Raw genomic sequence first — 15,607 nt, forward strand, 5'->3', positions numbered from 1 at the left:
GCTGAGGCGTGTGCCGGCGTGGATTCTACCGCAGCCCGGCGCAGTCCAGCGCCGCAATTTCCGCACTGCCGAGCGCTGGGCGCACCTCTTCCCCCGAGCTGCCGGCCGGCGTAGCCAGTTCCAGCCACCACTGCGATACCACACCGCGGCCGCTGGCGCGCACCTGCGCATCGAAGCCGGCGGCGATCATTTCATCCTGACGACGCAAGGCCGCTTCGCGGCTGCGATAGCGGCCCAGCGCCACGCTGTTGGCTTCCTCGCCTTCATTCACGACCAGATAGTCGTTGAAACCAGCGGCGCCCACGCGCTGTGCGAGAGCCAGCGCCTGCTCGCGGCTGGCGCTGGGCAGCAGCAGGACGCGATAGCCGCTGGCGCCCGCACCCGGCAATTCGCGCGCGCGTGCGCGCAATACTCGCGCGCCGAGCGGACTGGCGCTGCGTTCGGCGCTGCCCCGATCCGTATACGGGCCAGCGCGGAAGCAGGCGGCGTTGGCAGGCAACGTGGCGATGGTGGCAGGTGCAGGCGCTGCCGGCCTGGATGCCTTGGGCGCGCTTGTCACCAGTTCGAGCGTGGCCACGCCCATCGGTGTCGCCCGCGGCGTTTCGGCGACGGGTTCGGCGCGGCTCAACCACCACGCCGCCACCCCGACGTTGAGGATCACCAGCAGGACAATCAGGGCGCGCATCATCATCCGGGGATTCTATCCATCCGGTCGGCCGCGCCAAGATCCCGCCCCAGTCGCGCCCACACTGCCACGCCCTCGAGCACCAGCGCCGGCGCGTGTTCGGCGTCCGGCAATTCCGCCAGCAAGGCGTCGACGCCGCCGCCATGCAGCAGCAAGCGCGGCGCCTGGCCGAGTTCGCGTCCGGCCAGGCGCAGGCTGCGTTCCAGCAAGGCCAGCGCGGCGCCGTCGCAGCCGGAGGCCAGCGCATCTTCGGTGTCGCGCGCAAACTCGTGGTAGTCGCCACCGAGGAACGGCAGTTGCGCCGCCGCCTGGTGCAGCGCCTGGCGCATCAGCCGTGGCGAAGGCGCAATGCGGCCACCACGATGCAGGCCGTCCGCGTCGATCAGATCGATGGTCAGGGCGGTGCCGATGCCCGCCAGCAGCCACGGCCCCGGGCCGCGAGCATGCGCCGCCAACAGGGCGAGGAAGCGATCCACGCCCAACTTGGCCGGTTGTGCATAGGCAATGCGCACGCCCGCCAGCATCGGCTGCGTGCGCACGCGCGAGATGCGGCGGAAGCGTTCGCTGAGCACCTGCACGACGGCGGCGGTCAGTTCCGGTGACGCGACACTGGCCAGGCACGCCGAGTCGGCCTGCTCCGGCAGATGTGCGCGCAAGGCCTGGGCAAAGCCGGCCGCGTCGTGCCCCAGCGCAGTCACGTCGCCCAGTTCACCGGCGTCGTCCAGGCGCGCACACTTGAGACGGGTGTTGCCGAGATCGAATACCCACTGGCTCATGATTTCCTCACGCTGACATCGCCGGCATACACCGATTGCAGTTCGTTGTCGAAGCGCACGCGCAGCGCGCCATCTTCGCCCAGCCCGGCCGCCTCGCCATGGCGGACGCCGCGCGCGTCGTTCACGCTGACTGGCTGGCCGGCCAGCAGATCCAACGCGGCGTAGCGCGCCAGGAACGGCGCCAATCCGTCGGCGTCAAAGGCTTCCAGCGCCGGCAACAGCCGCGACAGCACGGCGGCCGCCAGCACATTGCGGCTGGGCGCCGTCGGCATCAGGGCCTGCAGGTCAATCCAGGGTTGGTCGATCCGTTCGCCCTGCGCCTGCGGCATGCGCACGTTGAGGCCAATGCCGATGACCGCGCGCACCGGGCCACCGTGCTCGCCGCCGCCTTCGATGAGGATGCCGCTCAGCTTGCGATCGCCCACCAGCAAATCATTCGGCCACTTCAGGCCCACGGCCGCAAAGCCCAGCGCATGCAGCGCCTCGGCCACCGCCACGCCGGTCACCAGGCTCAAGCCGCCCAGCCGGGCCAGGCCACCGGAGAATTGTCGCGACACCGACAGGTACAGATTGCTGGCAAGCGGCGAGGCCCAGCTGCGCCCGCGCCGGCCGCGCCCGCCGGTCTGCTGTTCGGCCAGCAACACCTTCGCGCCCGCCGCATCGGCGGGCTGGCGCAGCAGTTCGGCGTTGGTCGAATCAATCGACCAGGCCACCTGCAAGGCGACCAACAAGGTCGATGCCTGGCGGGATATCTGCGTCTGGATGCTGGTCGCGTCCAGCAAGTCCAGCGGTTGGCCCAGTGCGTAGCCCTGCCCGGCGCGGGCATCGATGCGCAGGCCGGCGTCGCGCAGGGCCTGGATGCGCTTCCACACCGCCGCGCGGGTCAGTCCGGCGTCACGCGCCAGCACATCGCCGGACACCGGCCCGCCTGCCAGGCGGCGCAGCAGTTCGCGCTCATCACCGCTCATCGGCGGATGCCTGTCGCCGCGGCGGCAAGCCGGCGCCGGGCCGACCAGCGGCCGCGGTCGGGGGGAACCAAACCTGGGGTCGTCATGTCATTCATTATGCCGCCGAGCCGGCCGGCTATTCATGCCGGGCACGGCGATTCGGGCTATAGTCCGGCGGCTGGGCCCCGCCCCGGCTTTCCTGCGACAGGAGTCTCCGATGCTTCGCGCCACCATCCTGGTCCTGCTGACTTGTACCTGCCTGCCCGCCCTGGCGCAGAACGGGCGCGTCATGAATGGCTCCAGCGCGACCGCCTGCCAGGAAATCGCCGACAAGGCCGTGGAAGCGGCACATGCCAGCGATGCCACCCGTGGCAAGGCGGTGGTGCGCAACAAGTACTCGCTGCCCACCGTGACCACCCATACGGTGACGCCGTCGGCCCCCACCAGCCGCGGCGGTGGCGACGATGGCGATGCCACCGCGCCGGTGTTGTCGCGCCCGCGTGGTCCGAAGTGGCACAGCTTCCTGCCGGGGATGTTCCGCTAGGCAGCTGTGCGGTCACGATTGCGACGGCTGCGTGCGCCCGTCATTGAAGACGCACTCTGGCAGCATCTCTGCTCACATACTCCCTGGTTCGCCGGCCTGGACGATCTGCGTCGCTGGCATCTGCGCCGGTTGAGCGAGCGCTTCCTGCAGGAAAAAACCATCACCCCGGTCGCCGGCCTGTCGCTGGAGCAGCAGGACGTCGCGCACCTGGCCGCGCTGTGCTGCCTGCCGCTGATTGATCTGGGCGCCACCGCCTGGCGTGGCTGGTCGCAGGTGATCGTCTATCCCGATGCCTTTCGCGTGCAGCGTTCGCACGTGGATGCCGCCGGGGTCATGCACGAATGGGAAGACGAACTGGCCGGCGAGTCGTGGGAGGCCGGTCCGCTGATTCTGTCGTGGGCGGACGTGCAGGCCGATCTGGCCGAACCGGATGCGGGCTTTTGCGTGGTCGCACACGAGATGGCGCACAAGATTGATGCGCTCGATGGCGAGCTGGATGGCACGCCGCCATTGCCCGCCCGCTGGTTGCGGATGTGGGCGCGCGACTTCCAGCAGGAGTATGAGCAGTTGTGCAAGGCGGTGGACGCCGGCCAGGACACGAGCATCGACAGCTACGCCGCCGAAGCGCCCGAGGAGTTCTTCGCGGTGGTCAGCGAATACCACTTCTCCGCGCCCAAACGCCTGCGCCAGGCCATGCCGGAAGTCGCCGCGCACCTGCGCCGCTTCTATGGGCCACCGCCGGAATTCTGAGCCTTACAGGGTTTGCGGCAGGGTGACGCTGAAGTGCGCCCCGCCCAGCTCTTCGGAACGCTTGACCTGCAACTCGCCGCGGTAGTCGCGCACGATGTCCTGCACGATCGACAGGCCGATGCCGTGGCCGTGCACGCGTTCGTCGCCGCGCACGCCACGCTGCAGCACCACCGGGATGTTTTCATCGGTGATGCCCGGGCCGTCGTCTTCCACTGACAGGTACAAGCCGGCACGCCGGTTGGCCGGTGCCGGCAGGGAATTGACCGTCAGCAGCACCCGCGAGCGCGCCCATTTGAAGGCGTTTTCCAGCAGGTTGCCCATCAGTTCCTGCAGGTCACCCGGCTCGCCGTAGAAGCGCGCGCGCGGATCGATTTCAAACTCGCACAGCACGCGCTTGCCGGCGTAGACCTTTTCCAGCCCGCGCACGATTTCTTCGGCATGCGGCTCGATCACCACCGGCGCCGAGAACAATTTGTGGCCACTGGAGGCCGCACGCGCCAGCTGATAGCTCACCAGGCCGTTCATGCGCTTGAGCTGCACGTCCAGTTCGTCGCGCAGGGCGCCACCGTCGCTGCCCGCGTCCAGCTGCGTGCGCAGCACGGCAATCGGCGTTTTCAGGCTGTGCGCCAGATCGGCGAGCGTGTTGCGCTGGCGCTCCAGGTTTTCGCGCTCACTTTCGATGAAGGCGTTGATGCTGTCGGTCAGCGGCTCCAGCTCACGCGGATGGCGTTCGCTCATGCGCACGATTTCGCCGCGCTGCACGCGGGTCAGTTCGCTGACCACGCGGCGCAGCGGATGCAGGCTCCAGCGCAACACCGCCATCTGCAGCAACAGCAGGATCAGGCCGGCGCTGCCCAGGTACACCCAGAGCGCACCACGGAACACGCGCATCTGCGCGTTGAGCGATTGCGCGTCTTCCAGGATGTAGATGCTGTAGGGAAATTCCGCCTCCGGCCCGCGCTCGGCCCAGATGAAACCCACACCGTAGCGGTACACCTGGCTTTCTCCGCCATCGGCGCGGCGGAACGGCACCGGCCCGTCGAAGGTTTCCTCCAGCGGCCCGAGCATCGGCGAGTTGGGCAAGGCCGGGCCGAGCGTGGAGTTGGAACCCCAGCGCCCGTTGGGCAGGATCACTTCGGCGTACAGGCCGCTGTCGGGCATGTCGAAGCGCGGATCCGGCGTGTCGAACGGCGGAATCAGCGCGCCGCCGCGGGTGAAGTCGATCTCGTCGGTGTACTTGAGCGCATACGCCTTCAGACGCTGGCGCAGGTTGTCTTCCGCGGTTGCCACGAAGGCGCGATCCAGCGCGTAGCCGGCCAGCGCCAGGAACGCGACCAGGCCCAGACTCGCAGCGAGCAGCTGGCGCGCGCGCAGCGAGCGCGGGCGCCAGCCTTCAAAGGGCTTGCGTCGCGTCGGTCCAGCCGGTTTCCCGGCGTCCGCCGCGGACGCCATCAGCTCTCGTTGGTGCGCGGAATGGCGAAGCGGTAACCGCGACCGCGGACGGTCTCAATCGGCTTCAGTTCACTTTCCGGATCCAGCTTCTTGCGCAGGCGGCCAATGAACACTTCGAGCACGTTGGAATCGCGATCGAAATCCTGCTGGTAGATGTGCTCGGTCAGATCGGCCTTGGAGACCAGTTCGCCAGCATGCATCATCAGGTACTCGAGCACCTTGTACTCGTAGCTGGTCAGATCGACATTGCTGCCATTGACGCTGACCGTCTGCGCCGCCAGGTCCAATGCCACGGGGCCGCATTCCAGGGTCGGCTTGCTCCAGCCGGCGGCACGACGCAGCAGCGCGTTGACGCGGGCCAGCAATTCTTCGACATGGAACGGTTTGACCAGATAGTCGTCGGCGCCCTGCTTCAGGCCTTCCACCTTGTCCTGCCAGCTCGAACGCGCGGTCAGGATCAGGATGGGGAATTTCTTGCCTTCATCGCGCAGGGCCTTGATCAGTTCCATGCCCGACATCTTCGGCAGGCCCAGATCAATGATGCCCACGTCGAACGGCACTTCGCGGCCCATGTAGAGACCTTCTTCGCCATCCTGCGCGGCATCGACGGCGAATCCTTCGCGCTTGAGGCGAGCGGCCAGGGTTTCGCGCAGGGGGGCTTCGTCTTCGACCAGCAAGATACGCATGGACTCTCCTTGAAAATGCGGAACGGCAGTGCGCCGCTCAGGCCTACGAACGATTGTACGTAAGACTAGGGGTGTGAAGGGTTATCGCCACGTGGAGACGGCGGTGCGGAATCATCGCTGTCGCTGCGCTGCACGTTGCGGCGGCGGCTATTGCCGGCGTCGTCCATGTAACGCACCCGTCCCCGCTCATCCACGTATTTGATGCGGTTGATGTCGCGACCATCGAAAGGAACGCGCTCGGCACTCAGCACGCGCACGCCCGGCTCACGCTGCTGCACCCGGCGGACCGAATCGGAGAGCGAGTTGTGGCTGCTTTCGCGCGAGTCGGCACGCGGGAAGTTGGCGCGGGGACGATTGCCTTGGCCCTGCCCCTGCGACGAACCGCCCTGGCCTTGCTGCCCATGCGAACCCGGCGGGGGTCCGCCGTACTCCTGGGCCTGCAACGCAGCCGCTCCCACCACCGAGGCGATGGCCAGGAATCCGGCAGACAAGAAAGTGGAGAGTGTGCGATGCATAACAGAATCGTAACGGATATCCGCCTGCCAAACTGAACGGAACCCCAAACCTTTCCTAGACCAATGGAGGCAAAGTTTTGGCGTCCGGCAGTGAATCCGGTCTGAACTTATCCACAAGCTGGGCCGACCCGTTCAGGTTTCCTGCCGCTCAGAAAATCTCGGCCACACAACACCTTAGCGAGCCCCCGCCATGCTCGAGGGCGGCCAAAGGCACGCACCCCACGGCAAAGCCCGCCCCCTCCTGGAGTTGCCGGCGATGCCCCGCCGTGAGGGCGGTCGAGGCCGCTTCGCTCATCCAGACCCGCCGCTCTGAAAGCGCGATGGCATTGCCGGCAAACGCAGCTTGCTCATTCACGTTCAAGCTCACGGCAAGGTCCCCGTAGAGCTCGGCGATCACCCCCGGGATGCGCGGATCGGCGAAGCCCGCCGGGCAGATCAGCGCCGCCCGGCCGGCCAGGACGGCCAGCAGGACATTGGTGTGGTACTCGCCCGGCGCGAGCGGGAACATCAGCGTCGCGCGCAGCCCGAAGGCCTCATGCATCAACGCCGCGCCGGCCTCGTCGCAGCGCTCGGACAGGCCGCAGAAGCCCAGGCCCCGTGCCCGGTCGATGACCAGCGAGCCGGTCAATTCGCAGGGATGCGGCTGGCCGGAAAGATCACGTTCGGCATAGCCCATGACGTCAGTGAAGTAACGCCGGATGTCGGGCCGCTCCGCTTCGCGCTGGCGCACCGGATGACGCATGCGCCCCACGATCAGCTGCCCGGGCGTGGTCGCGAAGACATTGTTGGGGAACACCGCATCGGGCGTGGCGGGGTTGCCGGCAAAGGCGATCACCGGGACATCCTGGGCCAGCGCTGAGTGCAGTTGACGATGCTCGGCCAGGGCCGCGTCCGCATCGAATCGCTCGGCCGCGGCCATGTAGCGATTGTCCCGGGCCGACTGCTCGGCGCGTTGGAATCCTTCGGGACTGACCAGAAAGGCCGCGCGCGCAGTGGCCGGGCCGAAGTCCGCCGCACAGTGGCGGGCGAAGCCGAGGAACGCGTCCGCATCGCGGGTCAGCATGGGATTACGCCGCCGTGCGGTCGGTCATCGTGGTCGCCGCCAGCGCCTGCTCGATCAGGGACCAGTCGGCGCCGGGACGATGCGCGCCCTCGCTCAGGATCTGGCGGAACAGCCGCCCCCCGGGCTGGCTATGGAACAGTCCCAGCACATGCTTGCTGAGATGCTTGAGCGCAATGCCGCGCGCCAGGCAATGCTCCACGTAGGGTCGCAGCGTTCGCAGCAGCTGCTCGCGGCTTTGCAGTTCGCCGCCCCACAACGCCACTTCCAGCTCGTGCAGCAGATAAGGCTCGTGGTACGCGGCACGACCGAGCATCACGCCATCGGTATGGCGAAGCTGCTCGCGCACGCCCTCGACCGTGGCGATGCCGCCATTGATCGCAATGGTCAGCTGCGGAAGTTCCTGTTTGAGCTGATGCACCCACTCATAGCGCAGCGGCGGAATCTCGCGGTTTTCCTTCGGCGACAGCCCCTGCAGCCAGGCCTTGCGCGCATGCACGAAGAAGGTGGTGCAGCCTGCTGCGGCCACCGTATCGATGAAGGCGCGGAAGCGGTCGTAGTCTTCCAGCTCATCCACGCCCAGCCGGCATTTCACCGTCACCGGAATGTCCACCGCGGCGATCATTGCCGCCACGCTGTCGGCGACCAGTGACGGCTCTTTCATCAGGCAGGCGCCAAAACGCCCTGCCTGCACGCGATCCGACGGGCAGCCGACGTTGAGATTGACCTCGTCGTAGCCCCACTCCTGCGCGATATGCGCGGCCTGCGCCAGCAACGCCGGCTCGCTGCCACCCAACTGCACGGCCACCGGATGTTCGACCTCGCTGAAACCCAGCAGGCGATCGCGATCGCCATGGATCACCGCCTGCGCATGGACCATCTCGGTATACAGGCGCGCGTGGGGTGACAGCAGGCGATGGAAGACCCGACAGTGGGAGTCGGTCCAGTCCATCATCGGGGCCACTGACACCGCCAGGGGCCCGGGAATGCTTGCGGCAGCTGCCTCTTCGCCAGAAATATCAGTGTTTTCAGCTTGTTGCATTATGTGGTGTTTCCGGTGGATTCTCGGCTTTTGAGCCAGTGAAGTGCTACGCTCAGTGCTACAAACGAGGCCATGTAGCACCGATGGGAACGATCACGGCACGCCGCCGCTCCGACGGCTCGACAGGATACACCGCGCAGATCAGGCTCAAGCAGGATGGCCAAGTCGTCCACAGCGAGTCCGAAACCTTCAACACGAAGGTCCTGGCCAAGGAATGGCTGACGCGGCGCGAGGCTGCGCTCGATGCCCAGCGCGCCCGCGGCGGGCCCGTTGGCAAGCGCATGAAGCTGGGCGACCTGGTCGCCTGGTACGAGACACGCGAGCGTTCTGGCGAGCCGTGGGGCAGGACGAAGAAGGCCGACCTTCAGCGACTGCGTACCGGCGCACTTCGTGAGCGCTGGCTCGATACGTTGACGCGTCGCGACTTCGTGGATTTCATCGACCAGCGCCGGCGTGATGGGGCTGGGCCCGCAACTGCCGGCAACGACATCATTTGGATGAGAGGTGTATTCAAGGCCGGCGCCGCTGCTCTGCATATTGCAGTGCCCCTGCAGGAGCTCGAGCTCGCCGCTGAGTTCCTCAGAAGTGATCGCGCCATCGGTAAGTCCGGTCAGCGCGACCGCCGCATGTTGGCCGACGAAGAAACTAAGCTGCTGGACCATTTCGACGGCCGACGCGGCAAGATTCCGATGGTAGATATCGTTAGGTTCGCCGTGCTGACGGGACGCCGACAGGAGGAGATCACCCGCCTCTTGCGATCAGACTTGGATAAGAGCAACGGTGTGGCGTTATTGCGTGATGTAAAACATCCACGCAAAAAAATCGGTAACCACAAACGCTTTCGATTGCTGAGCGATGCTTGGGCGATAATTGATGCTCAGCCAATTCTCAGAATCGTTAACCAGGACGGCACTTCTCTGGAAGACCCGAGGGTTTTCCCGTTTGACCCGAAGTCAATCGGTTCTGCTTTCACTCGCGCAACGCGCTTGCTGGGCATTGAAGATCTGCACTTCCACGATCTGAGGCACGAGGCCACTTCTCGATTATTTGAACGGGGTTATAGCATCCAAGAAGTCGCCCAGTTCACGCTTCACGAGTCTTGGACTACGCTCAAAAGATATACGCACCTGAAACCCGAACAAGTTCCGGAACGATGAAAAGCTGCTGGATTTCGGGCGAGTGCGCGACTCCAGAGGAAGATTAAAAGTCTCGCCGGGATTCGTTGAGTTTCCACATGTTACGTATGAATGCATTCCGCAAACGCAACTTATTGAGTGCTATCAAACCGCAGCGTTTTCGCCCGTTCCCTGCTTTTTGCGGAAAGCCCGCCGCCACTTCTTACGTGTGCAGCTGAATGCCCATCCGAGACTTCGGCAAGGGAGGTAACGGTTTCGTCCCGACGCTACGCGCGATGAACAGCCGAAGGTGTTCGCGATCTTCAACGATTTCCGAAAGCGCGTCATCAAAGTCTGTCTTCGAGATCTGGCTGTTCGAAAACTTCTTGAGCAGCTTCGCTTCCTGGTTATTCAGTTCAAGCACGTCCAACTGAACTCGATTCACTACAGACATCAGGGTCCGCCTAAATTCAACCCGGTCAGGGTCGTTAAGCTGCAATAGCTCTTCCATATGCTCTCCGTGCTCAGAGTGCGGATGCATCATGCCGTTCTTTGAGTTGAACCGAAGGTGCTCGGACATCACGTCGTCGCACGGGTTCACTACGCGCTTGGACGTAGCAGTTGCAGGCCAGTCATTGCTTTTACGCGAGTTGCAGTTGGCGCAGCAGTAGTAGAGATTCGAGTACTCGCAAAGAAGGTGCGCGAACTGAGGAAGACCTTTTGGTCGGTAGTGGTCGACCGAAAAGATTAGGCTGGGCACGCTCGAATCCGCCTGTCGGCAATATACGCAAAGCCGCGAGAATTCGTTTTGTAGGTACTTCTTGTACGTGCTGTACTTCTTGAACTTACGCGGACGGAGCGTCCGCACGTGACGCGTGCCGGGATACTCGAAGAGGCCCATTTTTCAAATTCCCCAGCGCTCGCCCCTAGCCTTGCGCTTCGCCGCCAACTCTTCCCGAGTTGCCACGGCTGCTTCCAAGTAATTGATTTGCTCTTGGGTTACCAATGGTGCGTGGTGCTTGATGCGCGCATTGAGTTGCTCGAGTCTCGCGATGATCTCTACAGACGGTTTTGCCGTTCCATTTCGGGCAGCCAGGATCGCTACGCGGCGGCGAGCGATCAGCGCCAACTCGTCAGAGTTTGACGTTGCTTCGCTTGTTTGGACTTCACTCCTCGTCAACGCGCTTGCACGCGCATTCGAAGAGTCGGCTGGCTGAGAACTTCCCGAAAAATGGGCGCGCAATCGACCTACATCACCATACCCTTCCATGACAAGGAACTGACTGAAGTAGGGAGGACTGCTTCCTGCTGCGGAGGTAGGCGCCATGATGCTTGTGACTAATTCCGGGGGGAATGTTACGTCATACATAGTCAATCCTTTGCCTGCAAGTACGACTTGGCTCGTTCTCCGAGCGTCCACTGAAAGAGCGCGAAAGATCGTTCGTGAAGTTTGTCCAAGACCTCGAACGTATCGGTTACCGAAACGGCGGCTTGAAAGACATCGAGGTCAATGACATAGGAGACGGTGCTCACGTCGCCGCCCTGGTGATTCGTTACCAGCGCGAGCTGATGTCGCAATAGTGCACCCTCTTCAAGCGTGCCCACCTGCAGAGCGCCTCCGAAGCTGTTGACGGGGCGAAGGAGCTCCTGACCTATCGGGCCAACAAGATCACGATTGACCCACCCGTCCGCCGGATCGCCATAGATTGTGTTGATGTAACGAAGCCCGACTCGTGTCCAAATATCCGAATCAATGATTGGAGCAGCTGCTGCTACCAGTTGTTCGACTCGACTGCGCAAATCGGCATAGCCGTCGTAGGAGTTTCCTTCAATCGAAACTGAGCTCTGTTTCAATGTTGCGAGCCAACCTCCGCGAACTTCCCGCAAGATGTGAGCCTGCGTTGTCTCAGACGTACCGCCGAAGCTGATGTTGACTTGCTGACCTGCTTCGAGGTTTGGGTACTTTTTCCGGAGAGCAGTGACGAAGGAAGCAGGGGGCCGGGAATTGCCGAACTCGAGGATCGTTGGGAACTTGAGTTCGCAAACAATCTGAGTGACGAAGCTTCGGGCGTACTCTCTCGCCCCTTGAGGGGTGGAGTCCTTTCCAGATGCGCTCTTTGACTTCGAGTTCATGGCCAAATCCGGTTCCCATTGTCCATGGTTCAAGGGATCGGTGAATTCTACACGGCCTCCCTCAATGTGTTGTTATATGCCATTGCGTTTCATTGCGCGCAACTGCCCCCTCTCCTTTTAGACGAATGTCCGCCTGAGCCCCTCAGCGGTCGCCTAAGAGGCTCGGCAGGCCTTGGCTACCCCCCTATTGCAAGAGGGGTTGGCGTCTCTTGACGTGTACCTGGACAGAACTTCGGCCCTTCCTGGTCCTTGAACCAAGATTGCGTCCCGGATCGCCATTTCCCACTTGCCCGCCCAGGCTTCCATATAAGCCATGGCGCCCGCTTCGCTGGCCACGAAGTGATACCGCGGACCGCTATACGGGAAGCAGATGCGCCAGGGGGCGCCGGAATCGTTGTTAGCAGGCGTAGCCGAGGCCACCAGATGCTCACCCACCCGAAGGGCCGGGCCGTCGATGTGGCGGGTCCAATTGAAGCCTAGCGGGAGCATGCCGAATAGCCTATTCCCCCACGGGGAGGGCGGCTAGGTGAAAAGGTTGAGGCAGATGGATGGCGGCTCAAATTGCCAACCGGTTATCCACAGGCTTACCTGCAACCGCTTGCGAAGGGATGGATGTAGGGTGTGCGCACCGGCAGGTGATCTGCCCTTCAACCGAGGCGACCATGGCTGAGATTCCGAAACAGTTTGCGTTGTATAAGGACAGAACTGGCGAGTGGCGTTGGCGGCTTCACGCGGCCAACGGCAAGATCATTGCAGACAGTGCTGAAGCCTATACCACGAAAGCAAACTGCATCCACGGAGCGCGACTCGTCGCCTCTGTAGCCACCGGGGCCGGCATCTGGAATGTGGTGGATCAGAAGTGGGAAGCATAGCTGGCCCGGAAACCCCAGTGAACCATCCCGGCGTGACCTCGCCGTTCGGCATGCTGAGATACGCGCATGAGTATTTGAGAGCAGCTCGAATCGTTGAGGAAAATCGCAACGATGAGTTAGTGCCTCCCTTGTACATGCTACTTGGGCAATCTATCGAGCTCTCGCTCAAAGCGTACTTATTGGCGCGGGGCGCCAGCCTTCGCGATCTGAGATTTTCGTATGGTCACGACCTGCGAAAGCTGCTTGATGCCGCGCTCCAAAAACGCATCGACCGACTGGTCCCGCTACAAGAGTTCGACCTTTCAACGATTCGCGTTCTCGGCGACGCATACATTACGCATGAGCTTCGCTACATCGTTACCGGCTTCCGAACCTTGCCGAACTGGTCATTCAGTCAACGAGCTGCCGCGCTTTTGACGGATGGTCTGCACGACTATTTGTTGCGCCAGCGAATAGGCAAGATCGCCGCATCGGTGCGTATTGAACAAAAGGGACGGTTCTAGGGCGCGGTCGGCTGCTGACGTTGTCAGCCACGGCAGTCGGCACTTCGCTTGGCGAGGGTGCCGGGCTGGCACTGGGGCAGGTGCAAAGCAGCGCCACGGGTGGGATAGTTCGGCCATGAGACCAGACCTGTTCGACGCAGACGATTGGGAGCACTTCCTCAAGGGGATCACCTCCATCAGGGAAGAGGCCCTGGCCGGCGACAAACTGCTTGAGCGCTTGGAGCATGCGTGGGCGCCATTGTTCGAGGGACACGACGAGGATGTCTGCGGCGAGATCTACAAGGAAGTGATGGCCACGCTGTTGCGGGAAGGTGTCGTGCCTCCAGACTGGTCCGCGTTGACGAAGTAGCGGGTCTCCCAGCCGATACCGCGCAACTCCACCGAAACCCCGCGACCACCGGTCGTGCCGCGGCATTGCCGGTGGCCACTCATTCCGATTCGGTGGCACAGTGCGCCCATGCATGCCACGCTGCACCCGAAATCCGATGCACTGCTGGACATCCTGTCTGTGCGATTGGGCGAGATCCGCGAGACTTATCCCCTCGAGGATGTCTACCAGGTGTTCGCCGGCGAAGTCCGGGCGCGGACCTACGGACTGACGCCGGAAGAAGAGCGGCAGGTGCGCCTGGGCGCCGAGGCCTTGCAGATGACGTCAGGGCTGTAAGTCGCGGCTGCATCGCGCGCGCGGCGACTCACTTATTGCGGTCGAGCCAGGCTTCCACGTTCTGAGCGGAATTGCCCACAGCCTTCACCGCCGCCTGCAGCCTCTCTTCGGTGATCCCGAATTTTTTGGTCCAGTAGCGCACTTCGTGTTCTTCACCCAACGCGATGCGGCTGCGGTCCGGTTCGCCGCGCTTGGTCAGATCGTCGGACATGGTTTCCTCCAGGGAGTGGGTCAGGACGTAGTGATAGGCCAAGCATTGTGGAGGGCGCGTCTATGCGCGCCCCACCCCTTCAATTCACTTTCGAGCGCGTGTCGCTACCCCCAAGGAACGAAGCCAGCCGGTGGTGCATACGATTGCGAGCCCGTGTCGGTGCGAATGGTCACCTGTGCCGTCATGGATGAGGTGACCATCGCGGTAGGCTGCTTGTTCCCAGCCACACCGCTAAACGCCGGGCTCGTTCCCGCAGCAGGATTGCCGCCACCTTGCCACACGTTGTTCTTGGCATACCAGATCTGGCCGGCCGCAAAATCGACGGCCACGCCAATGATGTCGCCCGTGGTGAAGGACGCGCCGAAGGACGAGCTGGACCCAGCGTTCCCGCGCTTTTCGCCGTTGCTGAGGTAGCCATAGTCGCCTGCCAGGCCCCCCAGGTTGGTGATGGCAGTGGCACCGCCCGAGATGCCAAGGGCCGGCCGGTACAGCGTTGCCCCGGAACCCAGGTCCACCAGGAACTCGAAGTAGTACTTGCCGGTCGTGCTCCGTACCTGGGACCCGTGCGCGCGGCGCGTCGTTGCGGTGGTGTCGAATGCGGCAGTGCGGTTCCCGTTGCTCAGGACGACATTCGAGCCCAGGTTCGTGGCCGTAAAGCCAGAGCCCACTCCACCACTGATGGCAGCGGGCTTGACCGCGCCCATGCCAGCCGGAAGCAACATCATGACGCGCTGTCTCCGGACATCACGTACTCCGCGGCGCTGCCGCCGCTGTTGGCGCGCACATACGTCGAGAGCCATCCCCACTGCCCGGCCGTCTTCGTGTGCGACTGGCGGTTGCGCAGCGTGGCGCCGGACGCCGCACTAAGGGTGACCTGCCCGGAACCGGCCTGCACGATGGAGCAGGTGAAGTGCGCCGCCAGGTTGTTGGGCAAAGTCACCGTGACGGCGCTGCTGTTGGTGAATTCAACCACCTTGCCGCAGTCCGACGCCTGCAGCGTATAAGTGGTGCCGGTCTGCACATTCACATTCGCTTTGTAGCCGGCCAGCTCATCCGAGTCCGTCACCGTGACGCCGCTCCCCTGCAGCGTGTTGCCACTGGTGCCATCAAAGCGTGGCAGTGAGTTGTCCGTGCTGCTGACCGGCCCGGTGACGACGCCGGCGCCGGCGGTGGCCGGTTGCTGGATGGTCAGGATGAGGGGTGTGTCATCGGCGATCGCGCCGGCCCCGGCTTCCCAGATCACGGTCAGGTCCAGGTAACCGGCTGCATCCGTCACCGCGGACACCTTCCAGACCTCGAACACATCCAGGTTATCGGCCTTCCACAGGTAGACCCAGCCACCGGCGACCAGGGTGGCCCACAAGGCCGACAGATCGTGCGCGTCCGCATCGCTGTCATCGATGTACAGGTGAGTCGCGGAGGCGTGCGTGGCGTGATTCCAGCGCAGGTTGCCGGCGCCCGGGTCACCCGCGGACGTGCTGGCCGTATCGGCCACATAGTTCGCCCGCCGCACCAAGATGGCACCGCGCGGAACCTCGCCGATTTCGGCGAGCATGACGCCGATGGCAGCACTGCCCTGCAAGGACGGAAGCAGCTCACGCCCGGTCAAGCGGGTCGTGGTCTTGGGCATGGTGGAAAGTTCGGCCATTGCG

At 63.7% G+C, this 15,607-nt stretch carries 21 protein-coding genes; 7 read left to right on the plus strand and 14 right to left on the minus strand.

Annotated elements, in window-relative coordinates:
* Nucleotides 1-25: 25 nt before the first annotated feature.
* From B5X78_RS06095 to birA, 3 genes are read right to left on the minus strand one after another with little or no spacing between them, the layout of a single operon-like run.
* Nucleotides 26-691 carry an SPOR domain-containing protein gene (locus tag B5X78_RS06095; RefSeq protein WP_079723537.1) on the minus strand — a complete coding sequence of 222 codons (666 nt, stop codon included), beginning with the start codon at nt 689-691 and terminating at the stop codon, nt 26-28.
* A complete protein-coding gene (locus B5X78_RS06100; RefSeq protein ID WP_079723538.1) occupies nt 688-1,461 on the minus strand; it encodes a type III pantothenate kinase in 774 nt (257 codons plus the stop codon). The genes B5X78_RS06095 and B5X78_RS06100 overlap by 4 nt, the downstream gene beginning before the upstream one ends.
* Nucleotides 1,458-2,429: a bifunctional biotin--[acetyl-CoA-carboxylase] ligase/biotin operon repressor BirA gene (gene birA, locus B5X78_RS06105; RefSeq protein WP_079723539.1), complete on the minus strand. Its 972-nt coding sequence runs from the start codon at nt 2,427-2,429 to the stop codon at nt 1,458-1,460. The genes B5X78_RS06100 and birA overlap by 4 nt, the downstream gene beginning before the upstream one ends.
* Nucleotides 2,430-2,625: 196 nt before the next feature.
* Here birA and B5X78_RS06110 point away from each other — a divergent pair, with 196 nt between their 5' ends.
* A complete protein-coding gene (locus B5X78_RS06110) occupies nt 2,626-2,952 on the plus strand; it encodes a hypothetical protein (protein WP_079723540.1) in 327 nt (108 codons plus the stop codon).
* An 18-nt stretch (nt 2,953-2,970) separates the two neighbouring features.
* The gene (locus B5X78_RS06115) at nt 2,971-3,702 is read left to right on the plus strand and encodes a M90 family metallopeptidase (RefSeq protein ID WP_079723541.1); all 732 of its coding nucleotides are present in this window, start codon (nt 2,971-2,973) and stop codon (nt 3,700-3,702) included.
* 3 nt (nt 3,703-3,705) lie between these two features.
* On the opposite strand, the gene B5X78_RS06120 is transcribed toward B5X78_RS06115, so the two are convergent.
* The 5 genes from B5X78_RS06120 to dusA all read right to left on the minus strand — a co-directional run bounded on the left by B5X78_RS06120 (nt 3,706) and on the right by dusA (nt 8,457).
* Nucleotides 3,706-5,154 (minus strand): ATP-binding protein, encoded by a 1,449-nt coding sequence (locus B5X78_RS06120; protein ID WP_079723542.1) that lies wholly within the window; start codon nt 5,152-5,154, stop codon nt 3,706-3,708.
* Complete coding sequence (locus B5X78_RS06125; protein ID WP_079723543.1) at nt 5,154-5,840, minus strand: response regulator transcription factor; 687 nt, start codon at nt 5,838-5,840, stop codon at nt 5,154-5,156. The genes B5X78_RS06120 and B5X78_RS06125 overlap by 1 nt, the downstream gene beginning before the upstream one ends.
* A 65-nt stretch (nt 5,841-5,905) precedes the next feature.
* Nucleotides 5,906-6,331 carry a hypothetical protein gene (locus B5X78_RS06130; protein WP_217698672.1) on the minus strand — a complete coding sequence of 142 codons (426 nt, stop codon included), beginning with the start codon at nt 6,329-6,331 and terminating at the stop codon, nt 5,906-5,908.
* Between the two features lie 172 nt (nt 6,332-6,503).
* Nucleotides 6,504-7,418: an arginine deiminase-related protein gene (locus B5X78_RS06135; RefSeq protein ID WP_079723545.1), complete on the minus strand. Its 915-nt coding sequence runs from the start codon at nt 7,416-7,418 to the stop codon at nt 6,504-6,506.
* A 4-nt stretch (nt 7,419-7,422) separates the two neighbouring features.
* The gene (gene dusA / locus B5X78_RS06140) at nt 7,423-8,457 is read right to left on the minus strand and encodes a tRNA dihydrouridine(20/20a) synthase DusA (protein ID WP_079723546.1); all 1,035 of its coding nucleotides are present in this window, start codon (nt 8,455-8,457) and stop codon (nt 7,423-7,425) included.
* Between the two features lie 83 nt (nt 8,458-8,540).
* Between dusA and B5X78_RS06145 the strand changes: the two genes are divergently transcribed.
* On the plus strand, nt 8,541-9,614 hold the full coding sequence (locus B5X78_RS06145; protein WP_079723547.1) for a site-specific integrase: 1,074 nt from the start codon (nt 8,541-8,543) through the stop codon (nt 9,612-9,614).
* 181 nt (nt 9,615-9,795) lie between these two features.
* On the opposite strand, the gene B5X78_RS06150 is transcribed toward B5X78_RS06145, so the two are convergent.
* From B5X78_RS06150 to B5X78_RS06155, 3 genes are all read right to left on the minus strand, one after another.
* Complete coding sequence (locus B5X78_RS06150) at nt 9,796-10,473, minus strand: HNH endonuclease family protein (RefSeq protein WP_079723548.1); 678 nt, start codon at nt 10,471-10,473, stop codon at nt 9,796-9,798.
* A 3-nt stretch (nt 10,474-10,476) separates the two neighbouring features.
* Entirely contained in the window at nt 10,477-10,701 is a 225-nt protein-coding gene (locus B5X78_RS18735; protein ID WP_188444687.1) for a hypothetical protein, read from the minus strand.
* Nucleotides 10,702-10,943: 242 nt separating this feature from the next.
* On the minus strand, nt 10,944-11,705 hold the full coding sequence (locus B5X78_RS06155; protein ID WP_079723549.1) for a TIGR04255 family protein: 762 nt from the start codon (nt 11,703-11,705) through the stop codon (nt 10,944-10,946).
* A 662-nt stretch (nt 11,706-12,367) separates the two neighbouring features.
* On the opposite strand from B5X78_RS06155, the gene B5X78_RS06160 reads away from it, so the two are divergent.
* From B5X78_RS06160 to B5X78_RS06175, 4 genes are all read left to right on the plus strand, one after another.
* Nucleotides 12,368-12,577, plus strand: coding sequence for a YegP family protein (locus B5X78_RS06160; RefSeq protein WP_079724452.1), 210 nt, complete (start codon nt 12,368-12,370; stop codon nt 12,575-12,577).
* Nucleotides 12,578-12,594: 17 nt separating this feature from the next.
* Nucleotides 12,595-13,080: a HEPN domain-containing protein gene (locus B5X78_RS06165; RefSeq protein ID WP_139381423.1), complete on the plus strand. Its 486-nt coding sequence runs from the start codon at nt 12,595-12,597 to the stop codon at nt 13,078-13,080.
* 115 nt (nt 13,081-13,195) lie between these two features.
* Complete coding sequence (locus B5X78_RS06170; protein WP_079723551.1) at nt 13,196-13,429, plus strand: hypothetical protein; 234 nt, start codon at nt 13,196-13,198, stop codon at nt 13,427-13,429.
* A gap of 108 nt (nt 13,430-13,537) precedes the next feature.
* Nucleotides 13,538-13,744 carry a hypothetical protein gene (locus B5X78_RS06175; RefSeq protein WP_079723552.1) on the plus strand — a complete coding sequence of 69 codons (207 nt, stop codon included), beginning with the start codon at nt 13,538-13,540 and terminating at the stop codon, nt 13,742-13,744.
* Nucleotides 13,745-13,772: 28 nt separating this feature from the next.
* Here B5X78_RS06175 and B5X78_RS06180 read toward each other — a convergent pair whose 3' ends face one another.
* The 3 genes from B5X78_RS06180 to B5X78_RS06190 all read right to left on the minus strand — a co-directional run bounded on the left by B5X78_RS06180 (nt 13,773) and on the right by B5X78_RS06190 (nt 15,603).
* Nucleotides 13,773-13,955 (minus strand): DUF3606 domain-containing protein, encoded by a 183-nt coding sequence (locus B5X78_RS06180; protein WP_079724453.1) that lies wholly within the window; start codon nt 13,953-13,955, stop codon nt 13,773-13,775.
* 104 nt (nt 13,956-14,059) lie between these two features.
* On the minus strand, nt 14,060-14,680 hold the full coding sequence (locus B5X78_RS06185; protein WP_176140783.1) for an SPRY domain-containing protein: 621 nt from the start codon (nt 14,678-14,680) through the stop codon (nt 14,060-14,062).
* Complete coding sequence (locus tag B5X78_RS06190) at nt 14,677-15,603, minus strand: hypothetical protein (protein WP_079723554.1); 927 nt, start codon at nt 15,601-15,603, stop codon at nt 14,677-14,679. Before B5X78_RS06190 ends, B5X78_RS06185 begins: the two co-directional genes overlap by 4 nt.
* Nucleotides 15,604-15,607 lie beyond the last annotated feature (4 nt).

Source organism: Pseudoxanthomonas indica, from assembly GCF_900167565.1.
Lineage (GTDB): Bacteria > Pseudomonadota > Gammaproteobacteria > Xanthomonadales > Xanthomonadaceae > Pseudoxanthomonas_A > Pseudoxanthomonas_A indica.